General features: G+C 73.8%; 17 protein-coding genes. 6 read left to right on the top strand and 11 right to left on the bottom strand.

Annotation, left to right across the window (positions count from 1 at the left end; translation table 11 throughout):
• The first annotated feature begins 282 nt into the window (after positions 1 to 282).
• Together M446_RS23605 and M446_RS23600 are read left to right on the top strand one after the other, a co-directional pair.
• Positions 283 to 1,119: an MFS transporter gene (locus M446_RS23605; RefSeq protein WP_012334623.1), complete on the top strand. Its 837-nt coding sequence runs from the start codon at positions 283 to 285 to the stop codon at positions 1,117 to 1,119.
• Between the two features lie 75 nt (positions 1,120 to 1,194).
• Positions 1,195 to 3,234, top strand: coding sequence for an NAD(+) synthase (locus M446_RS23600; RefSeq protein ID WP_012334622.1), 2,040 nt, complete (start codon positions 1,195 to 1,197; stop codon positions 3,232 to 3,234).
• 51 nt (positions 3,235 to 3,285) lie between these two features.
• Here the strand turns inward: M446_RS23600 and M446_RS23595 are convergent, their stop codons facing one another.
• Positions 3,286 to 5,097, bottom strand: coding sequence for an IlvD/Edd family dehydratase (locus M446_RS23595; RefSeq protein WP_012334621.1), 1,812 nt, complete (start codon positions 5,095 to 5,097; stop codon positions 3,286 to 3,288).
• 192 nt (positions 5,098 to 5,289) lie between these two features.
• Here M446_RS23595 and M446_RS23590 point away from each other — a divergent pair, with 192 nt between their 5' ends.
• Positions 5,290 to 5,496 carry a hypothetical protein gene (locus tag M446_RS23590; protein WP_012334620.1) on the top strand — a complete coding sequence of 69 codons (207 nt, stop codon included), beginning with the start codon at positions 5,290 to 5,292 and terminating at the stop codon, positions 5,494 to 5,496.
• A gap of 17 nt (positions 5,497 to 5,513) precedes the next feature.
• Entirely contained in the window at positions 5,514 to 6,692 is a 1,179-nt protein-coding gene (locus M446_RS23585) for a pyridoxal phosphate-dependent aminotransferase (RefSeq protein ID WP_012334619.1), read from the top strand.
• Positions 6,693 to 6,788: 96 nt separating this feature from the next.
• Here M446_RS23585 and M446_RS23580 read toward each other — a convergent pair whose 3' ends face one another.
• From M446_RS23580 to M446_RS23545, 8 genes are read right to left on the bottom strand one after another with little or no spacing between them, the layout of a single operon-like run.
• Positions 6,789 to 7,916 (bottom strand): pyridoxal phosphate-dependent aminotransferase, encoded by a 1,128-nt coding sequence (locus tag M446_RS23580; RefSeq protein ID WP_012334618.1) that lies wholly within the window; start codon positions 7,914 to 7,916, stop codon positions 6,789 to 6,791.
• Positions 7,913 to 8,602 (bottom strand): glycosyltransferase, encoded by a 690-nt coding sequence (locus M446_RS23575; protein ID WP_012334617.1) that lies wholly within the window; start codon positions 8,600 to 8,602, stop codon positions 7,913 to 7,915. The genes M446_RS23580 and M446_RS23575 overlap by 4 nt, the downstream gene beginning before the upstream one ends.
• On the bottom strand, positions 8,599 to 9,654 hold the full coding sequence (locus tag M446_RS23570) for a radical SAM/SPASM domain-containing protein (RefSeq protein WP_012334616.1): 1,056 nt from the start codon (positions 9,652 to 9,654) through the stop codon (positions 8,599 to 8,601). The genes M446_RS23575 and M446_RS23570 overlap by 4 nt, the downstream gene beginning before the upstream one ends.
• A complete protein-coding gene (locus M446_RS23565; RefSeq protein WP_012334615.1) occupies positions 9,654 to 10,991 on the bottom strand; it encodes a hypothetical protein in 1,338 nt (445 codons plus the stop codon). Before M446_RS23565 ends, M446_RS23570 begins: the two co-directional genes overlap by 1 nt.
• Complete coding sequence (locus M446_RS23560) at positions 10,988 to 11,719, bottom strand: DUF2064 domain-containing protein (protein WP_012334614.1); 732 nt, start codon at positions 11,717 to 11,719, stop codon at positions 10,988 to 10,990. The genes M446_RS23565 and M446_RS23560 overlap by 4 nt, the downstream gene beginning before the upstream one ends.
• A 2-nt stretch (positions 11,720 to 11,721) precedes the next feature.
• Entirely contained in the window at positions 11,722 to 12,447 is a 726-nt protein-coding gene (locus M446_RS23555) for a molybdopterin-dependent oxidoreductase (RefSeq protein ID WP_012334613.1), read from the bottom strand.
• Positions 12,444 to 13,121 carry a cytochrome b/b6 domain-containing protein gene (locus M446_RS23550; RefSeq protein ID WP_012334612.1) on the bottom strand — a complete coding sequence of 226 codons (678 nt, stop codon included), beginning with the start codon at positions 13,119 to 13,121 and terminating at the stop codon, positions 12,444 to 12,446. The genes M446_RS23555 and M446_RS23550 overlap by 4 nt, the downstream gene beginning before the upstream one ends.
• Positions 13,118 to 13,864 (bottom strand): substrate-binding domain-containing protein, encoded by a 747-nt coding sequence (locus tag M446_RS23545; protein ID WP_012334611.1) that lies wholly within the window; start codon positions 13,862 to 13,864, stop codon positions 13,118 to 13,120. Before M446_RS23545 ends, M446_RS23550 begins: the two co-directional genes overlap by 4 nt.
• Before the next feature lie 202 nt (positions 13,865 to 14,066).
• Here M446_RS23545 and M446_RS23540 point away from each other — a divergent pair, with 202 nt between their 5' ends.
• Positions 14,067 to 14,930: an MBL fold metallo-hydrolase gene (locus tag M446_RS23540; RefSeq protein WP_012334610.1), complete on the top strand. Its 864-nt coding sequence runs from the start codon at positions 14,067 to 14,069 to the stop codon at positions 14,928 to 14,930.
• A 105-nt stretch (positions 14,931 to 15,035) separates the two neighbouring features.
• Here the strand turns inward: M446_RS23540 and M446_RS23535 are convergent, their stop codons facing one another.
• Together M446_RS23535 and M446_RS23530 are read right to left on the bottom strand one after the other, a co-directional pair.
• Complete coding sequence (locus M446_RS23535; RefSeq protein ID WP_012334609.1) at positions 15,036 to 16,592, bottom strand: glucan biosynthesis protein; 1,557 nt, start codon at positions 16,590 to 16,592, stop codon at positions 15,036 to 15,038.
• 7 nt (positions 16,593 to 16,599) lie between these two features.
• On the bottom strand, positions 16,600 to 16,788 hold the full coding sequence (locus M446_RS23530) for a hypothetical protein (RefSeq protein WP_198293045.1): 189 nt from the start codon (positions 16,786 to 16,788) through the stop codon (positions 16,600 to 16,602).
• A 179-nt stretch (positions 16,789 to 16,967) separates the two neighbouring features.
• Between M446_RS23530 and M446_RS23525 the strand changes: the two genes are divergently transcribed.
• Complete coding sequence (locus tag M446_RS23525) at positions 16,968 to 18,566, top strand: gamma-glutamyltransferase family protein (protein WP_012334607.1); 1,599 nt, start codon at positions 16,968 to 16,970, stop codon at positions 18,564 to 18,566.
• The last annotated feature ends 133 nt before the right edge of the window (positions 18,567 to 18,699 follow it).

Below are 18,699 nucleotides of genomic sequence, written 5' to 3'. Positions count from 1 at the left end.
GAGGTAGGGGGGCCGTCCCGAAGATCTCATGATGCTGGCTGGTTGGAGGCGGGCCGCGCCGCCCGCGGCCGCTGCTCTCCACCAGTTAGGCGGGGTATCGTTAACACCCGATTAGGCAGCCGGGCGGGACCTGTCCCGCGCCGCCTCCCACCATGACGCAGGGCGGGATCGCCGGTCCGGTCGTCCGACCCGTGCGCCGGTCCACGTTCATGATATGTTATTGACGTTAGGGAAGATGAACGACTCGCGTGGCCGCGGGATCGCAGCGGGAAGGACGCATCGATGCGCGCCGTGGCCGTGCTGTGGGGAGCGTTCTTCCTCATCAATTTCAACGCCGCGATCACCGCCGCCTCGGTCGCCCTGATGAGCGCCATGTCGCTCGGCGTGCGGCTCGCCGGCGCCGTGGCCTGGCAGCTGCCCCTCGTTCCGGCCGCGCTCCTCGCGAGCGGCTTCTGTCTCGCGGCGACGCGTCTTCCTTCGACGCCGCGCGAGGGGCGCGCCGCGAGCCGGGTCACGCTCGCGACCTACCGCGAACGCGTCCTGTCCCTCGCGAGCGGCACGGGCCCGCTGCTCATGGCCTATGTCGCACGCAGCGCAGGCACCTTCGCGTTCATCGGCCTCTATCCGACCTGGATCCTCCGAGACGGCCTGCCGGACCGGGGGCCGGCGGTGATCGGGGCGATGCTGTTCGTGGGCGAGGTCGGAGGCTTCGCGGGCGCGATGGTCTCCGGCTGGGTCGCCAAGCGCGTCGCGAGGCCGCTCGGCCTCTGCACCGGCGTCGTTCTCGCGACCGCGCTCATCGTCGCCTCCGTCCCCTTCGGCCAGGGCAATCTGCCCTTCCAGACGCTGGCCTACGCGGCCTACGCGTTCGGCCGGGACATGATCACGGCGCTGCTGCTCCAGGGGGCGATGGCCGTCGTGCCGGCGGCGGAGCGCGGCAGCCTCGGCGCGATCCTGAACGCCACCTTTCAGCTCGGCGGCGCGGTCGGCGCGCTCGCCGGCGCCGCCCTCTACGCCGCCGATCCCGGTTTCCTGGCCAACGCGGCCGCCTCCGCCGCCCTGTTCGTCGGGATGGGCGGCCTGCTCCGGCGCGCCGATGCGCGTCGTCCCGCGGCCTGATCACGGGAGACGCTGGCACCGCGCCCGGTCTCGCCGCATTAACGAAGCGTCGTCATCGCCGGAGGTTCATCCTCGATGTTCCGCTCCCTCTACCAGCACGGCTTCGTCCGGGTCGCGGCCTGCGTCGGGCAGAGCCACATCGCGGAGCCCGCCGCCAACGCGGACGAGATCCTGGCGCTGGCGCGGCGCTGCCACGACCAGGGCGTCGCGCTGGCGGTGTTTCCGGAACTCTGCCTCTCCGCCTACGCGATCGAGGACCTGCTCCTGCAGGACACCCTGCTCGACGCGGTCGAGGCGGCCCTCGCCGACCTCGCGGCGCGGACCCGGGACCTGCTGCCGCTCCTCGTGGTCGGCGCCCCGCTGCGACACCGCAACCGGGTCTACAATGCGGCGGTGTTCGTGCATCGCGGGCGCGTGCTCGGGGTGGTGCCGAAGAGCTACCTGCCGAACTACCGGGAATTCTACGAGAAGCGCCACTTCGCCCCCGGCGCCGGGATCGCCGGGGCGGCGATCCGGCTCGGCGGCGAGGAGGTGCCGTTCGGCACCGACCTGCTGTTCGGCGCGGAGGATCTGCCGGGCCTCGTCATCGGCGTCGACGTCTGCGAGGACATGTGGATCCCGGTCCCGCCCGGGGCGCTGGCGGCGCTCGCGGGGGCGAGCGTGCTCGTGAACCTGTCCGGGAGCCCGATCACCATCGGGCGGGCCGAGAGCCGCAAGCTCCTGTGCCAGTCGGCCTCCGCCCGCTGCCTCGCGGCCTACGTCTACGCGGCGGCCGGCCCGGGCGAATCGACCACCGACCTCGCCTGGGACGGCCAGACCGTGATCTACGAGGACGGCACGCTGATCGCCGAGGGCGAGCGCTTCCCGGCCGGCCCCCTCGTCACCCTGGCCGACATCGACCTCGACCGCCTGCGCCAGGAGCGGGCGCAGATGGGCAGCTTCGACGACAATGCCCGCGCGGTGCTGGGCGAGCGGCCCTGGCGGCGCGTCCCCTTCACGGTCTCGCCGCCCTCGGCGGATCTCGGCCTCGCCCGCACGGTCGAGCGCTTCCCCTTCGTGCCGGCCGATCCCGCCCGCCTCGCGCAGGATTGCTACGAGGGCTACAACATCCAGGTCGCGGGCCTCGCCCAGCGCCTGCGCGCCATCCGCACCGAGAAGGTGGTGATCGGCATCTCCGGCGGCCTCGATTCGACCCACGCCCTCATCGTGGCCGCCAAGGCCTTCGACCGGCTTGGTCTTCCGCGCACCAACATCCTGACCTACACGATGCCGGGCTTCGCCACCTCGGCGGAGACGAAGGGCAATGCCCATCGGCTGATGGCGGCCCTCGGCACGGCGGCGGTCGAGCTCGACATCCGCCCGGCGGCCCGCCAGATGCTCGCCGACATGGGCCACCCGTTCGGGCGCGGCGAGCCGGTCTACGACGTGACCTTCGAGAACGTGCAGGCGGGCCTGCGCACCGACTTCCTGTTCCGCCTCGCCAACCAGAACGACGCGATCGTGGTCGGCACCGGGGACCTGTCGGAGCTGGCCCTCGGCTGGTGCACCTACGGCGTCGGCGACCAGATGTCCCATTACGGGGTCAATGCCGGGGTGCCCAAGACCCTGATCCAGCACCTGATCCGCTGGGTGGTCGCCTCCGGCCAGTTCGACGCGGAGGTGAACCGCACCCTGGAGGCGATCCTCGCCACCGAGATCTCGCCCGAACTCGTGCCCGTGAAGGAGGGCGAGAAGCTCCAGAGCACCGAGGCCAAGATCGGCCCCTACGCGCTGCAGGATTTCACCCTGTTCTACACGCTGCGCTACGGGTTCCGGCCCTCCAAGATCGCCTTCCTGGCGGCCCGCGCCTGGGAGGACCCCGCGCGCGGCCCCTGGCCGCCCGGCTTCCCCGAGGCGAGCCGGGGCGCCTACGCCCTGCCGGAGATCCGCGCCTGGATGAAGGTGTTCCTGCAGCGCTTCTTCGGCTTCAGCCAGTTCAAGCGCTCGGCCCTGCCGAACGGCCCGAAGGTGGCGGCGGGCGGCTCCCTCTCGCCCCGCGGCGATTGGCGCGCGCCCTCGGACGGCAACGCGCGCGCCTGGCTGGAGGAGCTGGAGCGGAACGTCCCCGAGGCGTAGGGCGCGGTCTCCCGCGAGGGGCGCGGCCCCTCGCGGCCTCTGCACCGCGGATCAGTGGTTGTCCCGCGGCGGCCCCATGGTCTGGGCGACCTTCTGGAACGCGTCCGACCCGCGCAGGATCATGCCCTCGGAGAGCTGCTCGACCATCGCCCGCTGGATCGCCTGCCAGGGCGTCTGGCTCGCCGGGAACGGGTAGCCGCCCCGCGCCGCCAGGTCCTCGCGCCGCCGCGCCAGCTCCTCGTCGGGCAGCAGGATGTCCGCCCGCCGCGTGTTGAGGTCGATGCGGACGCGGTCGCCGTTCTGCAGCAGCGCCAGCCCGCCGCCCGCCGCCGCTTCCGGGGAGGCGTTGAGGATCGAGGGCGTGCCCGAGGTGCCCGACTGGCGCCCGTCGCCGATGCAGGGCAGCGAGAGCACGCCGCGCCGGATCAGCGCCCCCGGCGGCTGCATGTTCACCACCTCGGCCGCGCCCGGATAGCCGATCGGGCCCGCCCCGCGCATGATCAGCACCGTGTTCTCGTCGATGTCGAGGGCGGGGTCGTCGATCCGGTGGTGGTAATCCTCGGGCCCGTCGAACACCACGACCCGGCCCTCGAACGCGTAGGGATCCCCCGGGTTCGACAGGTAGCGGTCGTAGAACTCGCGGCTGATCACGCTCGTCTTCATGATCGCCGAGTCGAACAGCGTGCCCTTGAGGTTGAGGAAGCCGGCCCGCTCGCGCAGGGGCTCGGAATAGGGCTTGATCACCTCGCGGTCCCAGGTCCTGGCCTCGCGGCAATTCTCCCCGACGGTGCGGCCGTTGCAGGTGAGCGCGTCCGCGTGGATCTTGCCGGCCTCGATCAGCTCGGCCAGCACCGCCGGCAGGCCGCCCGCACGATAATATTCCTCGCCCAGATAGGCCCCGGCCGGCTGCATGTTGACGAGCAGCGGGATGTCGTAGCCGACGCGCTCCCAGTCGTCGCAGCTCAGCGGCACGCCGATCAGCTTGGCGATGGCGTTGATGTGGATGGGCGCATTGGTCGAGCCGCCGATGGCGGTGTTGGCCACGATGGCGTTCTCGAAGGCCTCGCGGGTGAGGATGTCGGAGGGCTTCAGGTCCTCCCAGACCATCTCGACGATGCGCTGGCCGGTGGCGTAGGCGGCCTGGCCGCGCTCGCGATAGGGGGCGGGAATCGCCGCCGAGCCGGGCAGCGCCATGCCGAGCGCCTCCGCCAGGGCGTTCATGGTCGAGGCGGTGCCCATCGTGTTGCAATGGCCCGTGGAGGGCGCCGAGGAGGCCACGATGTCGAGGAATTGCTGGTAGTCGATGTCGCCCGCCGCGTGGCGCTCGCGGGCCTTCCAGACGACGGTGCCCGAGCCCGTGCGCTCGCCGCGGCTCCAGCCGTTCAGCATCGGCCCGACATTGAGCGAGATCGCCGGGATGTTCACCGTGGCGGCCGCCATCAGGCAGGCCGGCATGGTCTTGTCGCAGCCGGTGAGCAGCACGACGCCGTCGAGCGGGTAGCCGTACAGCACCTCGACCAGCGACAGGTAGGCGAGGTTGCGATCGAGGGCGGCGGTCGGGCGCTTGCCGGTCTCCTGGATCGGGTGGCAGGGGAACTCGAAGGCGACGCCGCCCGCCGCCGTGATGCCGTCGCGCACGCGTTTGGCGAGTTCCATGTGATGGCGGTTGCAGGGCGAGAGGTCGGATCCGGTCTGCGCGATGCCGATCAGGGGCTTGCCCGCCTGCAGCTCGGCCAGGGTGAGGCCGTAGTTCAGGTAGCGCTCCAGGTACAGCGCGGTCATGCCGGGATTGTCGGGATTGTCGAACCACAGCCGCGACCGCAGACGGCTCGGATCGATCCGGGGGCGGGGCGTGGGGGCCATCGGGCGTTCCTCCATTCACGATTGGCGGCGGACATTGGACCCGGCCGGTGCGGGAAGGCAACAGAGTCGGGCCGCGTGGCGCGCGGGCCGCGCGCGTCGTCGCAGGACGAAAGAATCCTCGGGCCGGGTGTCCCCACCGCCGCACGAGGGTGCTATGACGCCGGCGCAACGTCGACCCGTGGGACCGGATTCATGACCGAGAAGAGCACCAACCCGTTGATTCCGATCGGCATCGTGGTGTCGCTGCCGGTGCTGGCCTGCCTGCTGATCATGCTCACCGACGAGGGCGTCAACCGCTCGCTCCTGTGGGCGGCGGTCAAGGTCGGGATCCTGCTCATCGTGCTCGGCGGCGCCCTGTCCTACGGCGCGAGCCGGCTGGCCGCCAAGAGCGAGCGCTGACGGGCGCGACGGCCGCGATGCCGACCCCGGTTCCGGCCTTCGCGCGCATCGGCGAGGAGAACGCCTTCGCGGTGCTGGCCAGGGCCACGGCCCTGGCGCAGGCCGGGCGGGACGTGATCAATCTCGGTATCGGCCAGCCCGACATGCCGACCCCGCCCCACGTGGTCGAGGCGGCGATCAAGGCCCTGCGCGACGGCCATCACGGCTACACGCCCGCGACCGGCATCCTGCCCCTGCGCGAGGCCGTGGCGCGCGACCTCCATCGCCGGCTCGAGGTCGAGGTCTCGCCCGACAGCGTCATGATCGTGCCGGGCGGCAAGGTCACGATGTTCGCCGCGATCCTGATGTTCGGCGAGCCGGGGGCCGAGATCCTCTATCCGGATCCGGGTTTCCCGATCTACCGCTCGATGATCGAGTTCACCGGCGCGACCCCGGTGCCGATCCCGATCCGCGAGGCGAACGGCTTCGCCTTCTCGGCCGAGGAGACGCTGGCGCTGATCTCGCCGCGCACCCGGCTGCTGATCGTGAACTCGCCGGCCAACCCGACCGGCGGCGTGACTCCGAAGGCGGAGATCGACCGCCTGGTGGCGGGGCTCGCGGCGCATCCCGACGTGGCGGTGCTCTCGGACGAGATCTACGGCACCATGACCTACGACGGCGCGCGGCACCACACGCTGCTCGCCTATCCGGAGATTCGCGACCGGCTGATCTACCTCGACGGCGCGTCCAAGACCTACGCGATGACGGGCTGGCGGCTCGGCTGGTCGGTCTGGCCCGCGCCCCTCTACGAGGCGGCGCGCAAGCTCGCGGTGAATTCCTTCTCCTGCGTGAACGCGGCGACGCAATGGGCCGGCATCGCGGCCCTGGACGGGCCGCAGGACGCGGTGGCCGCCATGATGGCGGAGTTCGACCGGCGCCGCCTCCTGGTGGTCGAGGGGCTGAACCGCCTGCCGGGGGTCTCCTGCATCACCCCGAAGGGCGCCTTCTACGCCTTCCCGAACATCGCGCGGACCGGCTGGAAGGCCAAGGCCCTGGCCTCGGCGCTGCTGGAGGAGGCCGGGATCGCCGCGATCGGCGGCCCGGATTTCGGGGTCCACGGCGAGGGCTACCTCCGGCTGTCCTACGCCAACTCGGCGGAGAACATCGCCCGCGCCCTGGAGCGGATGGGCGGGTTCCTGGCGGCGAATCGGCGCTGACCGTCCCGACCAGGACCGGAGGGCGCGCGGGCGCGACCCGTGAAGCGCCGCGCGGGCTCGTGAGACGGGATCCACGGTGATCAACCGGATCCCGGATCACGCCCGCACCTCCTCCAGATGCGCGTCGAGGGCGTCGAGCGCCGCCCCGGCCCGCGCCTGGCCGAGGCCGATGCGCAGGCGGTCGGCGGGGAGCGGCGCGAGGGGCGAGCGCCACAGCGTCGAGGGCAGCACGAGGCAGCGGCCCCGCCGCGCGAGGTCGACGGCGAAACGCTCCGCCCCCTCCGGCCCGAGATAGCGCGGGAAGCCGAAGGCGAGATTGCGCGAGCCGTCCTCCGCGAGGCGGCCCCGGTGCCGCGCCAGGAGGTCGTCCAGGCGGGCCCGGTTGCGCAGGCCGATCGCCCGCGTCCGCGCCAGGATCCGCGCCCGGTGGCGAAGGGCGATGTGGGCCAGCACCTCGCTGGTGGCGGAGAGGCAGCTCGACAGGGTGCTCTTCACCGCGAGCGTGCGCGCCATGAGGATCGGGTCGCGGCAGGCCACCCAGCCGACGCGCAGGCCCGGCAGGCCGAACCCCTTCGAGAGCCCGTCGACCGACACGCCCCGCTCGTAGGCCTCCACGCAGGCGGGCGGGCCCTCGTCGGTGGCGGTCTCGCGGTAGACCTCGTCGTTGACGAGCCAGAGGCCGCGGGCCCGGCACAGCCCGACGAGGTCGCGCAGGGTCCCGCCGTCGAGGGTGGCGCCGGTCGGGCTGTTGGGGAAGTTCGTCAGCACCACCCGGGTGTTCGGCCGCAGGGCGGTGGCCACCCGGTCGACCCGGAGGGCCCAGCTCCCGCCCGTCTCGGCGAGCGGCACGCCGGTCGCCGCGCAGAGTGCCGTCACCACCCGCTCGGAGGGCTGGTAGAGCGGCAGGACGATCACCGCGTGGTCCTGCGGGCCGAGCAGGGCCCGCAGCACGCAGGTCGCCGCCTCCTGCGCCCCCGCGCAGGCCAGCACCGCCTCGGGGGCGAGACCCGCGTAGCGGGAGGCGACGGCGGCCCGGAGCCAGGGGGCGCCCCGCGGATCCGCGTAGCCGAGATCGAGGGCGTTCCAGCGGCGCCGATCCTCCTCGTCCGCGAGGGCCAGGAGCGAGGCCACCGGCAGCGTCTCGGAATCCGAGGCGGCGAGGTCGTTCGGCGCCTCGCCGGACCAGCGCGCAAGGTAGTCCGCGAGGAGGAAGGCCTCGGTCATGGCGGCGGCGCCGGCCCGGCCGCGACGCGCAGGAAGGTCGAGACGATCCGGCTGCCCGCCCGAAGCGTCCCGGTCAGGGATCCCGCCACCTTCGACCGGCCGCCCGCCCGGCACCGATAGGGAACCGGCACCTCGGCGATGCGGTAGCCGGCGCGGGCCGCCTGCATCTGCATCTCGATGTTCCAGCCATAGGTCATCTCCCGCAGGTTCAGCCGCGCGAGGGCGTCCCGGCCGATCGCCCGGAAGGCGCACATGTCGCTGTAGCGCACCCCGTAGAGCGCCCCGATGCCGAGGCCGGCGAGCCGCCCGGCCAGCACTTGGTGCCAGAGCATCGCGCCGGGCTCGCGCGCGCCGCGGGTGCGCGAGGCGAGGACGAGGTCCCGCTCCCCCCGCAGGACCGGGTCGGCGATCCGCGCGATCAGGTCGCCCCGGTCGGCGCCGTCCCCGTCGAGGAAGGCGATGACCCGGCTCTCCGGCCGCGCCGCCGCCGCACCCGCCGCGCAGGCCCGGCCGTAGCCGCGCCCGGCCTCGATCACCCGGGCGCCGGCCGCCGCCGCGATCGCCCGGGTGTCGTCGCGGCTGCCGCCATCCGCCACGATGAGGTCGCCCGCGTAGGCGCGCGGGATCTCGCGCAGCACGGCGCCGATCGTCTCCCCCTCGTCGAGGGTCGGGATGACGACGCTCACAGGCTCCATCGCAGCCCGCAATTCCGGCACGGCGCCGGGGGCGCCTCGGACAGCAGGGCGCGGCGGAAGTCCCGGTAGGCCTCGCCGTTCCAGATCTCGCGCAGGCTCGCCTGCGTCGCGTCGCCGAGCGTGTAGCTGTCGTAGCCCCGCACCGAGAAGGGCGCGATGCAGCAGGGCAGGGCGCGGCCGTGGGCGGTGATGTACATCAGCGACCACGGCCGCCGGCAGGTCGCCCAGGGCCGGTCCTCGGCCTGCCGCCTGAGGCTGAGGCCGGGCTCGGTGGCGCCCGACGCGTCCAGGCTGACGCCGAGTTCGGCCCCGATCGCCTGCGCGGCCGCGATGGCGGCATGCTCCTCCTCCCGCGCGCGCTCGAACAGCGAGAGGTCGGCGCGGGCCATGCCGTAGCCGGCCTCGTCGAAGACGAGCCGCTGCAGGTGGACCTCGCGCACCCCCATCCGGGCGGCGAGGCGCACGAAGTCCGGCAACTGGTCGATCGTCTCCTTGAGACCGGTGAGCCAGAGCGAGACCCTCGGGGTCGCGGCGCCCGCCTCCCTCTGGAAGGCCGTGAACCGGCCGACGTCGCGCACGATGCGATCGAAGAAGTCCTTGCCGCGCACCCGCCTGTAGGAGGCGCGGTCGGCCGCGTCGAGGGAGACGCGCAGCTCGTCGAGCCCGGTCTCGATCAGGTCCCGGAACCGCTTGGGCTGCATCAGGGTGCCGTTCGTGTTGAACAGCACGTAGGTGCCCCGCGCCTTGAGGTGGCGGATCATCCGCGGCAGGTCGTCGACCAGCATCGGCTCGCCGACCCCGTGCAGCACAACCCGGGCGATGCCGGGGACCTGATCGACGATGCGGGTGAACAGGTCCCAGCTCATGTCGGCCGGGGGTTCGAGCGTCTCGAACGTGCGCGGGCAGGTCTCGCAGAGGAGATTGCAGCGGTTCGTCACCTCCAGGTAGAGGCAGACGGGCGGCGCGGTCGCGACCGCGTCGCGGGCGTCGCCGACCGCCTCGAAGTAGCGGCGCGGATTCGCGATCCCGGGGGAGGCCGACATCAGGACGCTCCTTTCGGCGCGAGGGCGAGCGCCGTGCTGCGGGCCCGGCGCAGGTCGCGCAGGGCGAGGATGACGGCCGGACCGAAGACCAGGCCCGGCCAGACGAAGCGCTCGTTGAAGGGGTCGATGAAGAACAGCACCGGCGCCGCCGAGAGCCAGATCACGGCGGGCGTCGGGGCGATCGCGGCCGGCAGCGCGAGCCACGGATAGTACCAGGCGTAGTGCGGGTTCGCCGCCGCGGTGGCGACGGCCGCCAGCAGGCCGGCGTCGCGGCAGAGGCGGACGGCGTCGGGCGGCCCGGCGCGCCGCGTGGCCACGAAGGCGGCGAGCGCCGCGAAGCCGAGCGCCGCGCACAGGCCGTAGAGGCGGCCCGCCGCCGCCGGGAGCGGCACGAGATGCGCCAGTCCGGCGAGCAGCCAGAAGCCCCGGCCGGTGTCGAAACCCTCCTCGGCCCCGTAGGCGGGCAGGAAGCCGAGGATCAGCGGGCCGGCCGAAAGGTAGTGCAGGGAGAGGACGACCAGGGTCGCGAGGCCCGCCGCGGCCGGGCGCCCGAAGCCGCCCCCGCGCAGGAAGGCCGGCGCCACCACGACGGGCAGCACCTTCACGAGGCTCGCGGCGGCGAGGAGCGCGCCCGCGAGGCCCTCCCGGTGCCGCGCCCGGGCGAGGAGCGCGAGGGCGAGGAGGCCGACCGCGAGCGCGTCCACGTGGCCGTCGAGGGCGAAGGACCACAGGACCAGCGGATTCCAGGCGTAGATGAGCACGCGGGCGGGGGGCAGGCCGGCGCCCCCGAGGAGGCGCAGGACGCACAGGATCGCGACGCCGTCGCACAGGAGCATCGCCGCCTTCATGCCGGTGACGCTCGCGCTCAGCCGCCCGACCGCCGCGAAGGCGAGCTGCGCGGCGGGCAGGTAGATCGTCCGGGCGTAGTCGGCCCGGTTGATGAGCGGGAAGATGGCGGGGTCGCGCAGCTGCGCCAGGGCCGGGTCCGCCGGGACGTACAGGTAGGGGTTGATCCCGGCGGCCTGGACCTGCCCGTCCCAGACGTAGCGGTAGATGTCGCTCGACAGGAAGGGCGGGGCGGGCAGAAGCGCGAGCCGCAGCAGGAGGGCGACGCCGATCACCAGCCAGAGGGCCCGCGCCGGCACGCTCTCCCGCAGGACGAGCCGCACCGCCAGGAGGTAGATCCCCACCGAGACGGCGAGCAGCCCGACCAGGATCTGCGCCCGCAGCGGCGTGCCCACCGTGTCGGCGCCTGGAACATGGAGGGACAGGCCGCCGAGGGTGAGCGCGACGAGGAGCCCGGCGAGCAGGGCGAGGCGGGCGAGCGGGGTCCTCACGCGGCCGGCTCCGCCCGCGGGGCGGCGGCGAGCCGCGCGAGCGCCGCCGCCGTCGCCGGGGACCCGGCGCCCGCCTCGCCGCGCAGCCGCGCGAGCGCGTCGGCGTCGTCGACATCGTACCATTCGGGCAGTTCGACGAGGGCGAGGCCGATCCGCCGCGCCTGCGCCCGGGTCGCCTGCGCCACGGTCCCGGTGCTCCAGGCGATGTTCGCGAAGAGCGCCGGGTGCCGTCCCTTCAGCCCCAGGAAGTAGTAGCCGCCATCCGCGCAGGGCCCGAGCACGGCCCGCTCGCCGGGAGCGAGCAGCAGCCGCGCGGCCTCGACCAGGACGGAGGCGGGCAGGGTCGGGCAGTCGGAGCTCAGCACGCCCACGGCCGGGTGCCCCCGCGCCAGCATCCCGTCGACGGCGTGGAGCAGGCAGCGCCCGAACCCCTCGACGCCGGGCGGCATCGGGGGCGAGCCGTCCGCCAGGATCAGCGCGGTGCCGGGGGCGATCCCGGCCCGCACGGCATCCTCCGCGCCGCGGGGCGCGTAGGCCGCGTAGGGCGCGATCGGCGCCCGCGCGGCGGCGCGCGCGAGCGCGGCGGTCGTGTCGCGCAGGAAGGCGGCCGAGAGGGCGGCGGCCTGCGCGGGCGTGAGCGGCGGGCAGAGGCGGGTCTTCGAGCGGCCTGCCTGCGGCGCCTTCGCCATGACGCCGACGGCGCAGGTGGAGGAGGCGGGGCGGCCCATGTTCAGAGCCCGCTGAACCAATTGTAGCCCCGGTCCGGCCAGTAGCCCCGCGGCTGCTTGTCGGTGACGTAGACCGTGGTGACGAATTTCGGGTTCTTGAAGCCGAGCTTGGTCGGCACCCGCAGCTTGAACGGGAAGCCGTGGCGGACCGGAAGCGTCTCGCCGTGGAGGCGGAAGGCCATCAGCGTCTGCGGGTGCAGCGCCGTCGGCATGTCCAGGCCCTCGTAGTAGCCGTCCGCGCACTCGAAGCCGACGTAGCGGGCCGTCAGGTCGGCGCCGACGCGCTCCAGGAAGGTGCGCAGCGGCGTGCCGCTCCACTGGCCGATCATGCTCCAGCCCTCCACGCAGACGTGGCGCGTCACCTGGGTGACCTGGGGGAGCGCCGCCAGGGCATCCACGGTCCAGGGCCGCTTGTCGGCGATCCGGCCCGCGAGGTGCAGGCGATAGGTCGCCGGGTCCAGGCGGGGCGCATCCTGCGGCCCGTACCAGGCGTTGTAGCGGAAATCCTTCACCGCCAGGGCATCCGGGAAGATCGGGGCGAGCCGGTCGGGGCCGAACAGGCTCGCCTGCACGCGGTCGTTCCAGGCCGAGACCCGGGCGAGCGCCGCCTGGACCGCGCCGCCGTCGCTCACGTCGCAGCCGGTGAGCAGGGTGAGCGCGCCGAGCGTGAGGCTGCCGCCGAGGAGGCGGCGCCGGTCGAAGGTGAAGTCGCGCGGGAGCAGGGTCATGCCGCGTCTCCGGTCCCGTGGGACGTGTCCGAAGCGGGCCGGCCGGAGCGGCCGGTGATCATGGCCACGAGCGTGCTCGGCACGAGGGCGACCAGGGCGAGGTGGATGACGAGGAAGCCGACGATCGCCGTCATCGCCAGGAAGTGGACGACGCGCGCGCCCTGGAACCCGCCGAAGGCGAGTTCGAGCGGGTAGGTCTGCACCGGCTTCCAGATCGCGACGCCCGACAGGATGACGACCAGGACCGCCGCGAGGACGCCCCAGTAGAACAGCTTCTGCACGGCGTTGTACTCGCCGAGCCGGTGCTCCAGCCGGAAGCGCAGCGCCGCTGCGAGGTCGCGCAGGACGCTGCGCGGCCCCACCGGCAGGAAGTCGCGGCGGAAATGGCCCGAGGCGAGGCCGTAGCCGACGAAGAGCAGGTAGGCGCCGGCGAGGACCCACATGCCGGCGAAGTGCCACGCGATCGCGGTGGCGACGCCCGGGTCTCCGTGCCGGGCGAGGGCCGCCTCGACGTCGCCGCCGAGCGTGGCGAAGAGCGGGAAGCGGAAGGGCAGGATCGGCTCGGCGTTGTAGATGCGCCAGCCGCTGCCGATCATCACCAGGATCGCGCCCGCCATGGTCCAGTGCGCGATCCGCACCGGCCAGGCATGGGTCTGAACGCCGTGCATGCTCATGCGGTCGTCTCCAGTCCCTGCGCGGCGAGCGCTCCGCTTCCGGCGGGCGAGGTCAGGAAGTCGAGGAAGGCCCGCGGATTCGGCCGACGGGCGAGGCGCGTCACGGCCGCCCGGTAGGTGATCGGCGGCGCGACGCGCTCCGGGACCGGGCGGATCACCTCGAGCGCGGGGCGCTGCGCGAGGTCGCTCGCGTGCAGCAACCCCGCCTCCGCCTCGCCGCGCAGGACGAGGTCCAGCACCTCGTCCGTGTCGAGGACGCCGACGACGCTCCTCTCGCCGAGCTGCAGGGCTCGCAGGATCCCGGGCCCGTCCATGTCGGCGGCCGGGGTCGGGTCGCAGACCGCGATCCGGCCCCTCAGCGCGTCGGCGGCGGCGCCCTTGCGGGCCGCGACGACGAGGCGGTTGCGCCACGCCCCGACCGGCGCCCCGTCGATCAGCCCGGCGGCGGCCGCCTGCGCCACGATCCCGTCCTGGGTGACCAGGAGGTCGTTCTGGACCTTGCGGGCGAGCTGCGGGACCAGGAGGCCGGGGCTGGTCGGGAAGACCCGGACCGTGACGCCCGAGACGGACCGGAACCTCTCCGCCGCCCGGGCGAGGACCGGGCCCAGGGCCGTGTCGCAGTTGAGGACGAGGTCGGTGGTGGTGACCTCTCCTCCCGAACTCTGGGGCTTGCTCTGGGGCTTGGCGGCGGCCAGCGAGAGGAGCGGGAGGCTGAGGAGGAGGCGTCGGCGAAGAAGCGTCATGCGGGTCCCCCCGATCGTGCCGCCGGGCGCCCGCCCGCCGCCTTGACCGTTGCCCCGTGTTTCGCCGCCGCCCGCCCGGCGGTTACGCCGCGGCTTCGAGAACCCGCCGGAGATCGACCCGTGCGGCCGCCGCACTATCTCCCGCCGAGCGCTGTCTGCCCAGCCCTGCTGTCTGCCCAGCCCTCTTGACCAGGACCCGACCTTGCCCGGCTACCTGCCCTTCGCGGGCGCGCTCAAGCTCCCGGCCTTCCTGTGCGACAATTGCGGTTTCTGGCAGCGGCACTTCGCGGCCCCGCCCGCCTGCCCGCTCTGCCTGGACGCCCGCCACGTCGTGCCGCAGCAGGGCTGGCGCTTCCGCACCGTCGCGGAGGCGCAGGCCGCCTTCCCGTGTCACTGGGCCGAGGTCGAGCCCGGCGTGTGGAAGTTCTGGAACGACCCGGTGACCGGGATCGGGCCGAGCGCCTATCTGGTGACCACCCCGCACGGGAATCTGGGCTTCGAGGGCTGCACCGTGCTCAGCGACGCGGCGCTCGACCACGTCGCGGCGCTCGGCGGCGTGGCGGTGCTCTCCGCCTCGCATCCCCACAGCTACGCCGCGCTGCCGCAGCTCCAGGACCGCTTCGACCCCGAACTCGCCCTGCCGGCGGCGGATTTCGCCTGGAGCGCCGCCCTCCGGGTGTCCTGGCCCTACGACGACCAGCTGGAGCCGCTGCCGGGCCTCGTCCTGCACCGCACGGCCGGCCATTTCGACGGCCACGCCGTGCTGTTCGACCGCGCCCGCGGGATCCTGTTCTGCGGCGACGCGCTCAAGTTCGAACTCGATCCGGAGGATCCGCGCCGGGCGCTGACGATCTCCGCCCACAAGGCCTTCGTGCGCGGCGTGCCGCTCACCCCGGCCGAGCTGCTGCGCTACCGGGAGGTCTTCGCCGGCCTCGACTTCGTCCAGACCTGGACGCCCTTCGAGCAGGCCGCGAATGTCGGCCGGCGCGAGGTGCTGGCCCTGATCGACTCGATGCTGGCGGGGCGGCCGCACGCCTATCCGGTGCCGCTCGCCGAACTCGGGTAGCGCCCGGACGGGCGGCCCCCCCCGCGCGCCCGCGGCGCAACCTTTCCCGGAGGCCGCGACGCGCGGCGGTCGATCGAGGGGCGCAGGATCGCCCCGATCCCGCGGTCAGGCCGCCGGGATGACCTGGTAGGTCCAGGTCTCGCTGAGCGTGCGGTCGCCCTGGCGCAGGAAGAGCCGCAATTCCACCGGCTCGGACCCGGTGACCGCGAGGTCGAACTCGGCGCGCCAATGGCCCGGCACGTCGTCCGGCACCGCCTCCGTGCGGGCGAGCGGGAAGCTGCCGCGGGAGGCGCTGAGCACCGGCTCGGGCTTCACGCCCGCGGGGAGCTGCGCCAGCGGCCCGCCCAGGAACTCCACCACGAACTTGCGCAGGCCCTTCGGGCGCTCCGTCCCGGCCTGCCCGCCATTGCCCTCGCGGGTCGCGACGCAGCGCGCGAGCGCGGACGGATAGGGCTCGTCGGCCACCCAGTGCAGCCGGTAGGCGAGGTCGTGCACGGAGCCGGCCCGGGCCGGCTCCTCCGGCACCCACATGGCCACGACGTTGTCGTGGATCTCGTCGTCGGTCGGGTTCTCGATGAGCTGCACGCTGCCCCGGCCCCAATCCCCGAGCGGCTCGACCCAGAGCGAGGGCCGGCGGTCGTAGTAGACCCCGTCCTGGTAATGGTCGAACAGGCGGTCGCGCTGCATCAGCCCGAAGCCGCGCGGCCGCGCGTCCACGAAGGCCGAGACCATGGTCCGGGGCGGGTTGCGCAGGGGCCGCCAGAGGCGCTCGCCGCTCCCGGTCCACAGGGCCAGCCCGTCCGAATCGTGCACCTCGGGGCGCCAGTCGACGGCGCTGGGCTTGGCCGTCTCGGAGAACCAGTACATCGAGGTGAGCGGCGCCAGCCCGAAGCGGCCGACGTCCCGGCGCAGGTGCAGCCGCGCCTCGATCTCCATCACCACGGCCTTGCCGCGCCGCATCCGGAACCGGTAGGCGCCCGCCACCGAGGGGCCGTCGAGGAGCGTCATCACCGTGACGGTGTCGGAATCCGGCGCCGGCGTCTCGAACCAGACATGAGTGAAGTCGGGAAACTCCTCCGGCCGGTCCGGCATCACGGTGTCGAGGGCGAGGCCCCGCGCCGAGAGTCCGTACTGGTAGAGTTCGCCGATCGCCCGGAAATAGGAGGCGCCGAGGAACGCCACCCAGTCGTTGCGCCGCCAGTCGAGGGCGCCGCCGCGCCGCTCCTGGAAGCGGAAACCCGCGAAGCCGGGATTCGGCGGCAGGCGCCGGGCGGGCGAATCCGCCGGCATCTCGAAGGCGTCCTGGACGTAGACGATCTCGCGGGCCTCGCCCCCCTCGACCAGGTGCATCCGCACCGGCTTCTGGAAGTAGCGGCCGAGATGGAAGAAGGTCACCGGGAAGGCGCCCGGGCCCTCGGCCCAGAGGGCGTGGTCGGGCTTGAAGCGCAGCTTGCCGTGGGCGTCGTAGTCGATCGCCTGCAGCACCTCCCGGTCGGGGATCGCCGGGGGCCGGTAGGGCGCGGCGGCGAGGTCGCGGGCGCGGGCCTTCAGCGCCTCGAAGTCGAAGGGGCTCGGCGCCCCGAGCGGCAGGCCGGCCGCGCGGGCGGGGAGGCCGCCGGCCAGGAGCGCGGCGGCGGCGAGGAAGCGGCGGCGGTCGAGCATGACGGTCTCAGCGCCGGGGGCGGACCGGCTCGATGCTGGAGGCGCGGCGCCAGAGCTGGACCATGATGGAGAGCGCGACCAGGCTGAAGGCGCCCATCAGGACGTGGCCGACGAGGTCGCCGAGCTCGAACAGGCCGGCGATGGCCCAGCCGGCCGCGATCGCGACGCCGAACACCTCCGTGCCGACCAGCACCATGATGCTGAGGAGCGTGACGAGGTTGCGGGTGCTGAGGGAGCCGGAGCTGGCGGGCACGGGCGGGACCTTGGCTGTGGGACGAGGGGGCCGGACCATATTCCGTTCGGCGCCCGCGGGCGATAGCCTGAAGGCCCCCCGGGGCGCAACCGGCCCCGTCGTCACGCCATCCCCCGAGCCCGATGCCCGAGACCCCCGTCTTCGACCACGCCGCCTGCGCGGCTCCCCACCACCTCGCCGCCGCGAGCGGCCGCGCCGTGCTGGCGGAGGGCGGCAACGCCGTCGAAGCCATGCTCGCCATGGCGGCCACGATCGCGGTCGTCTACCCCCACATGAACGGCATCGGCGGCGATGGATTCTGGCTCGTGCGCGAGCCCGGCGGGCGGGTCCACGCCATCGAGGCCTGCGGGCCCGCCGGCCGGCTCGCCACGATCCGGCGCTACCGCGACAAGGGCCACGAGCGGATCCCCGACCGCGGGGCGGATGCCGCCGTCACGGTCGCGGGCGCGGTCGGCGGCTGGGCCCTGGCGCGCGATCTCGCCGCCGCCCTCGGCGGCAGGCTGCCCCTCCCGGTCCTGCTCGGCGACGCGATCCGCCTCGCCCGGGAGGGCGTCGCGGTGTCGGCCTCGGAGGCCCGCTACGTCCCCAAGGAACTCGACACGCTCTACGATCAGCCGGGCTTCGCCGGGACCTTCCTGATCGGCGGGAAGGCGCCCGCCGCCGGCGCGGTCCGCGCCCTGCCGGCCCTGGCCGCGACCCTGGACCAGCTCGCCCATGCGGGGCTCGACGACTTCTACCGGGGCGACGTCGGGCGCGAGATCGCCGCCGATCTCGACCGGGCCGGCAGCCCGGTGACCCGCGCCGACCTCGACGCCTACCGGGCGGTGCGGCGGGCCCCGCTGTCGGTGCGGCTCGCCCAGGGCACCGTCTTCAATTGCCCGCCGCCGACCCAGGGGCTCGCGGCCCTGATGATCCTCGGGATCGTCGAGCGGCTCGGCAGGCTGCCGCCCGAATCACCCGCCTGGTGCCACGCCCTGATCGAGGCGACGAAGCGCGCCTTCCGGGTGCGCGACGGCGTCGTCACCGACTTCGACCGGCTGCGGCACGATCCCGCCGCCTTCCTGACCCCCGACCGCCTCGCCCGCGAGGCCGCCGCGATCGCGATGGACCGGGCCGCCCCCTACCCCCTGCGCCCGCTCGGCGACGGCGACACGGTCTGGATGGGGGCGATCGACGGGTCGGGCCTCGCCGTCTCCTACATCCAGTCGGTCTACTGGGAATTCGGCTCCGGCCTCGTCCTGCCGGCGACCGGCATCGCGTGGCAGAACCGCGGCACCTCCTTCTCGCTCGATCCCAAGGCCACGAACCCGCTCGAGCCAGGCCGCAAGCCCTTCCACACCCTCAACCCGGCGCTCGCCGTGCTCGACGACGGGCGGGTGCTCTCCTACGGCAGCATGGGCGGGGACGGTCAGCCGCAATTCCAGGCCCAGATCTTCACCCGCTACGCCGGCCACCGGATGGGCGTGGCCGAGGCGGTCGACGCGCCGCGGCTCCTGTTCGGCCGCACCTGGGGCGCCGAGTCGATGACCGTCAAGGTCGAGGACCGCTTCGACCCGTCCTGCATCGCGGAGCTCCGCCGCCGCGGCCACGAGATCGAGGAGCTCGGCGGCGCCTACGTCGATTCCCTCGGCCATGCCGGGCTGCTGGTGCGCCATCCCGGCAACGGGCGGGTGGAGGCGACCCATGATCCGCGCTCGGACGGCGGGGCGGCCGGGATCTGACGCGGGGCAGGCCCGCGCGACGCGTCCGTGCGGATCTCGGATGAGGAGGGTGCGCCGCCTCGCCGCCGGCACCAAAAACCCCGCTCCCGCGCGCGGAACTGGCGCGCGCGGGAGCGGGGTGGCTCGTCCCCCG

Origin of the sequence: Methylobacterium sp. 4-46 (assembly GCF_000019365.1) — a bacterium.
GTDB lineage: Bacteria > Pseudomonadota > Alphaproteobacteria > Rhizobiales > Beijerinckiaceae > Methylobacterium.
Note: the sequence above shows the minus strand (reverse complement) of the source record. Positions and strands in the feature narration are given on the sequence as shown.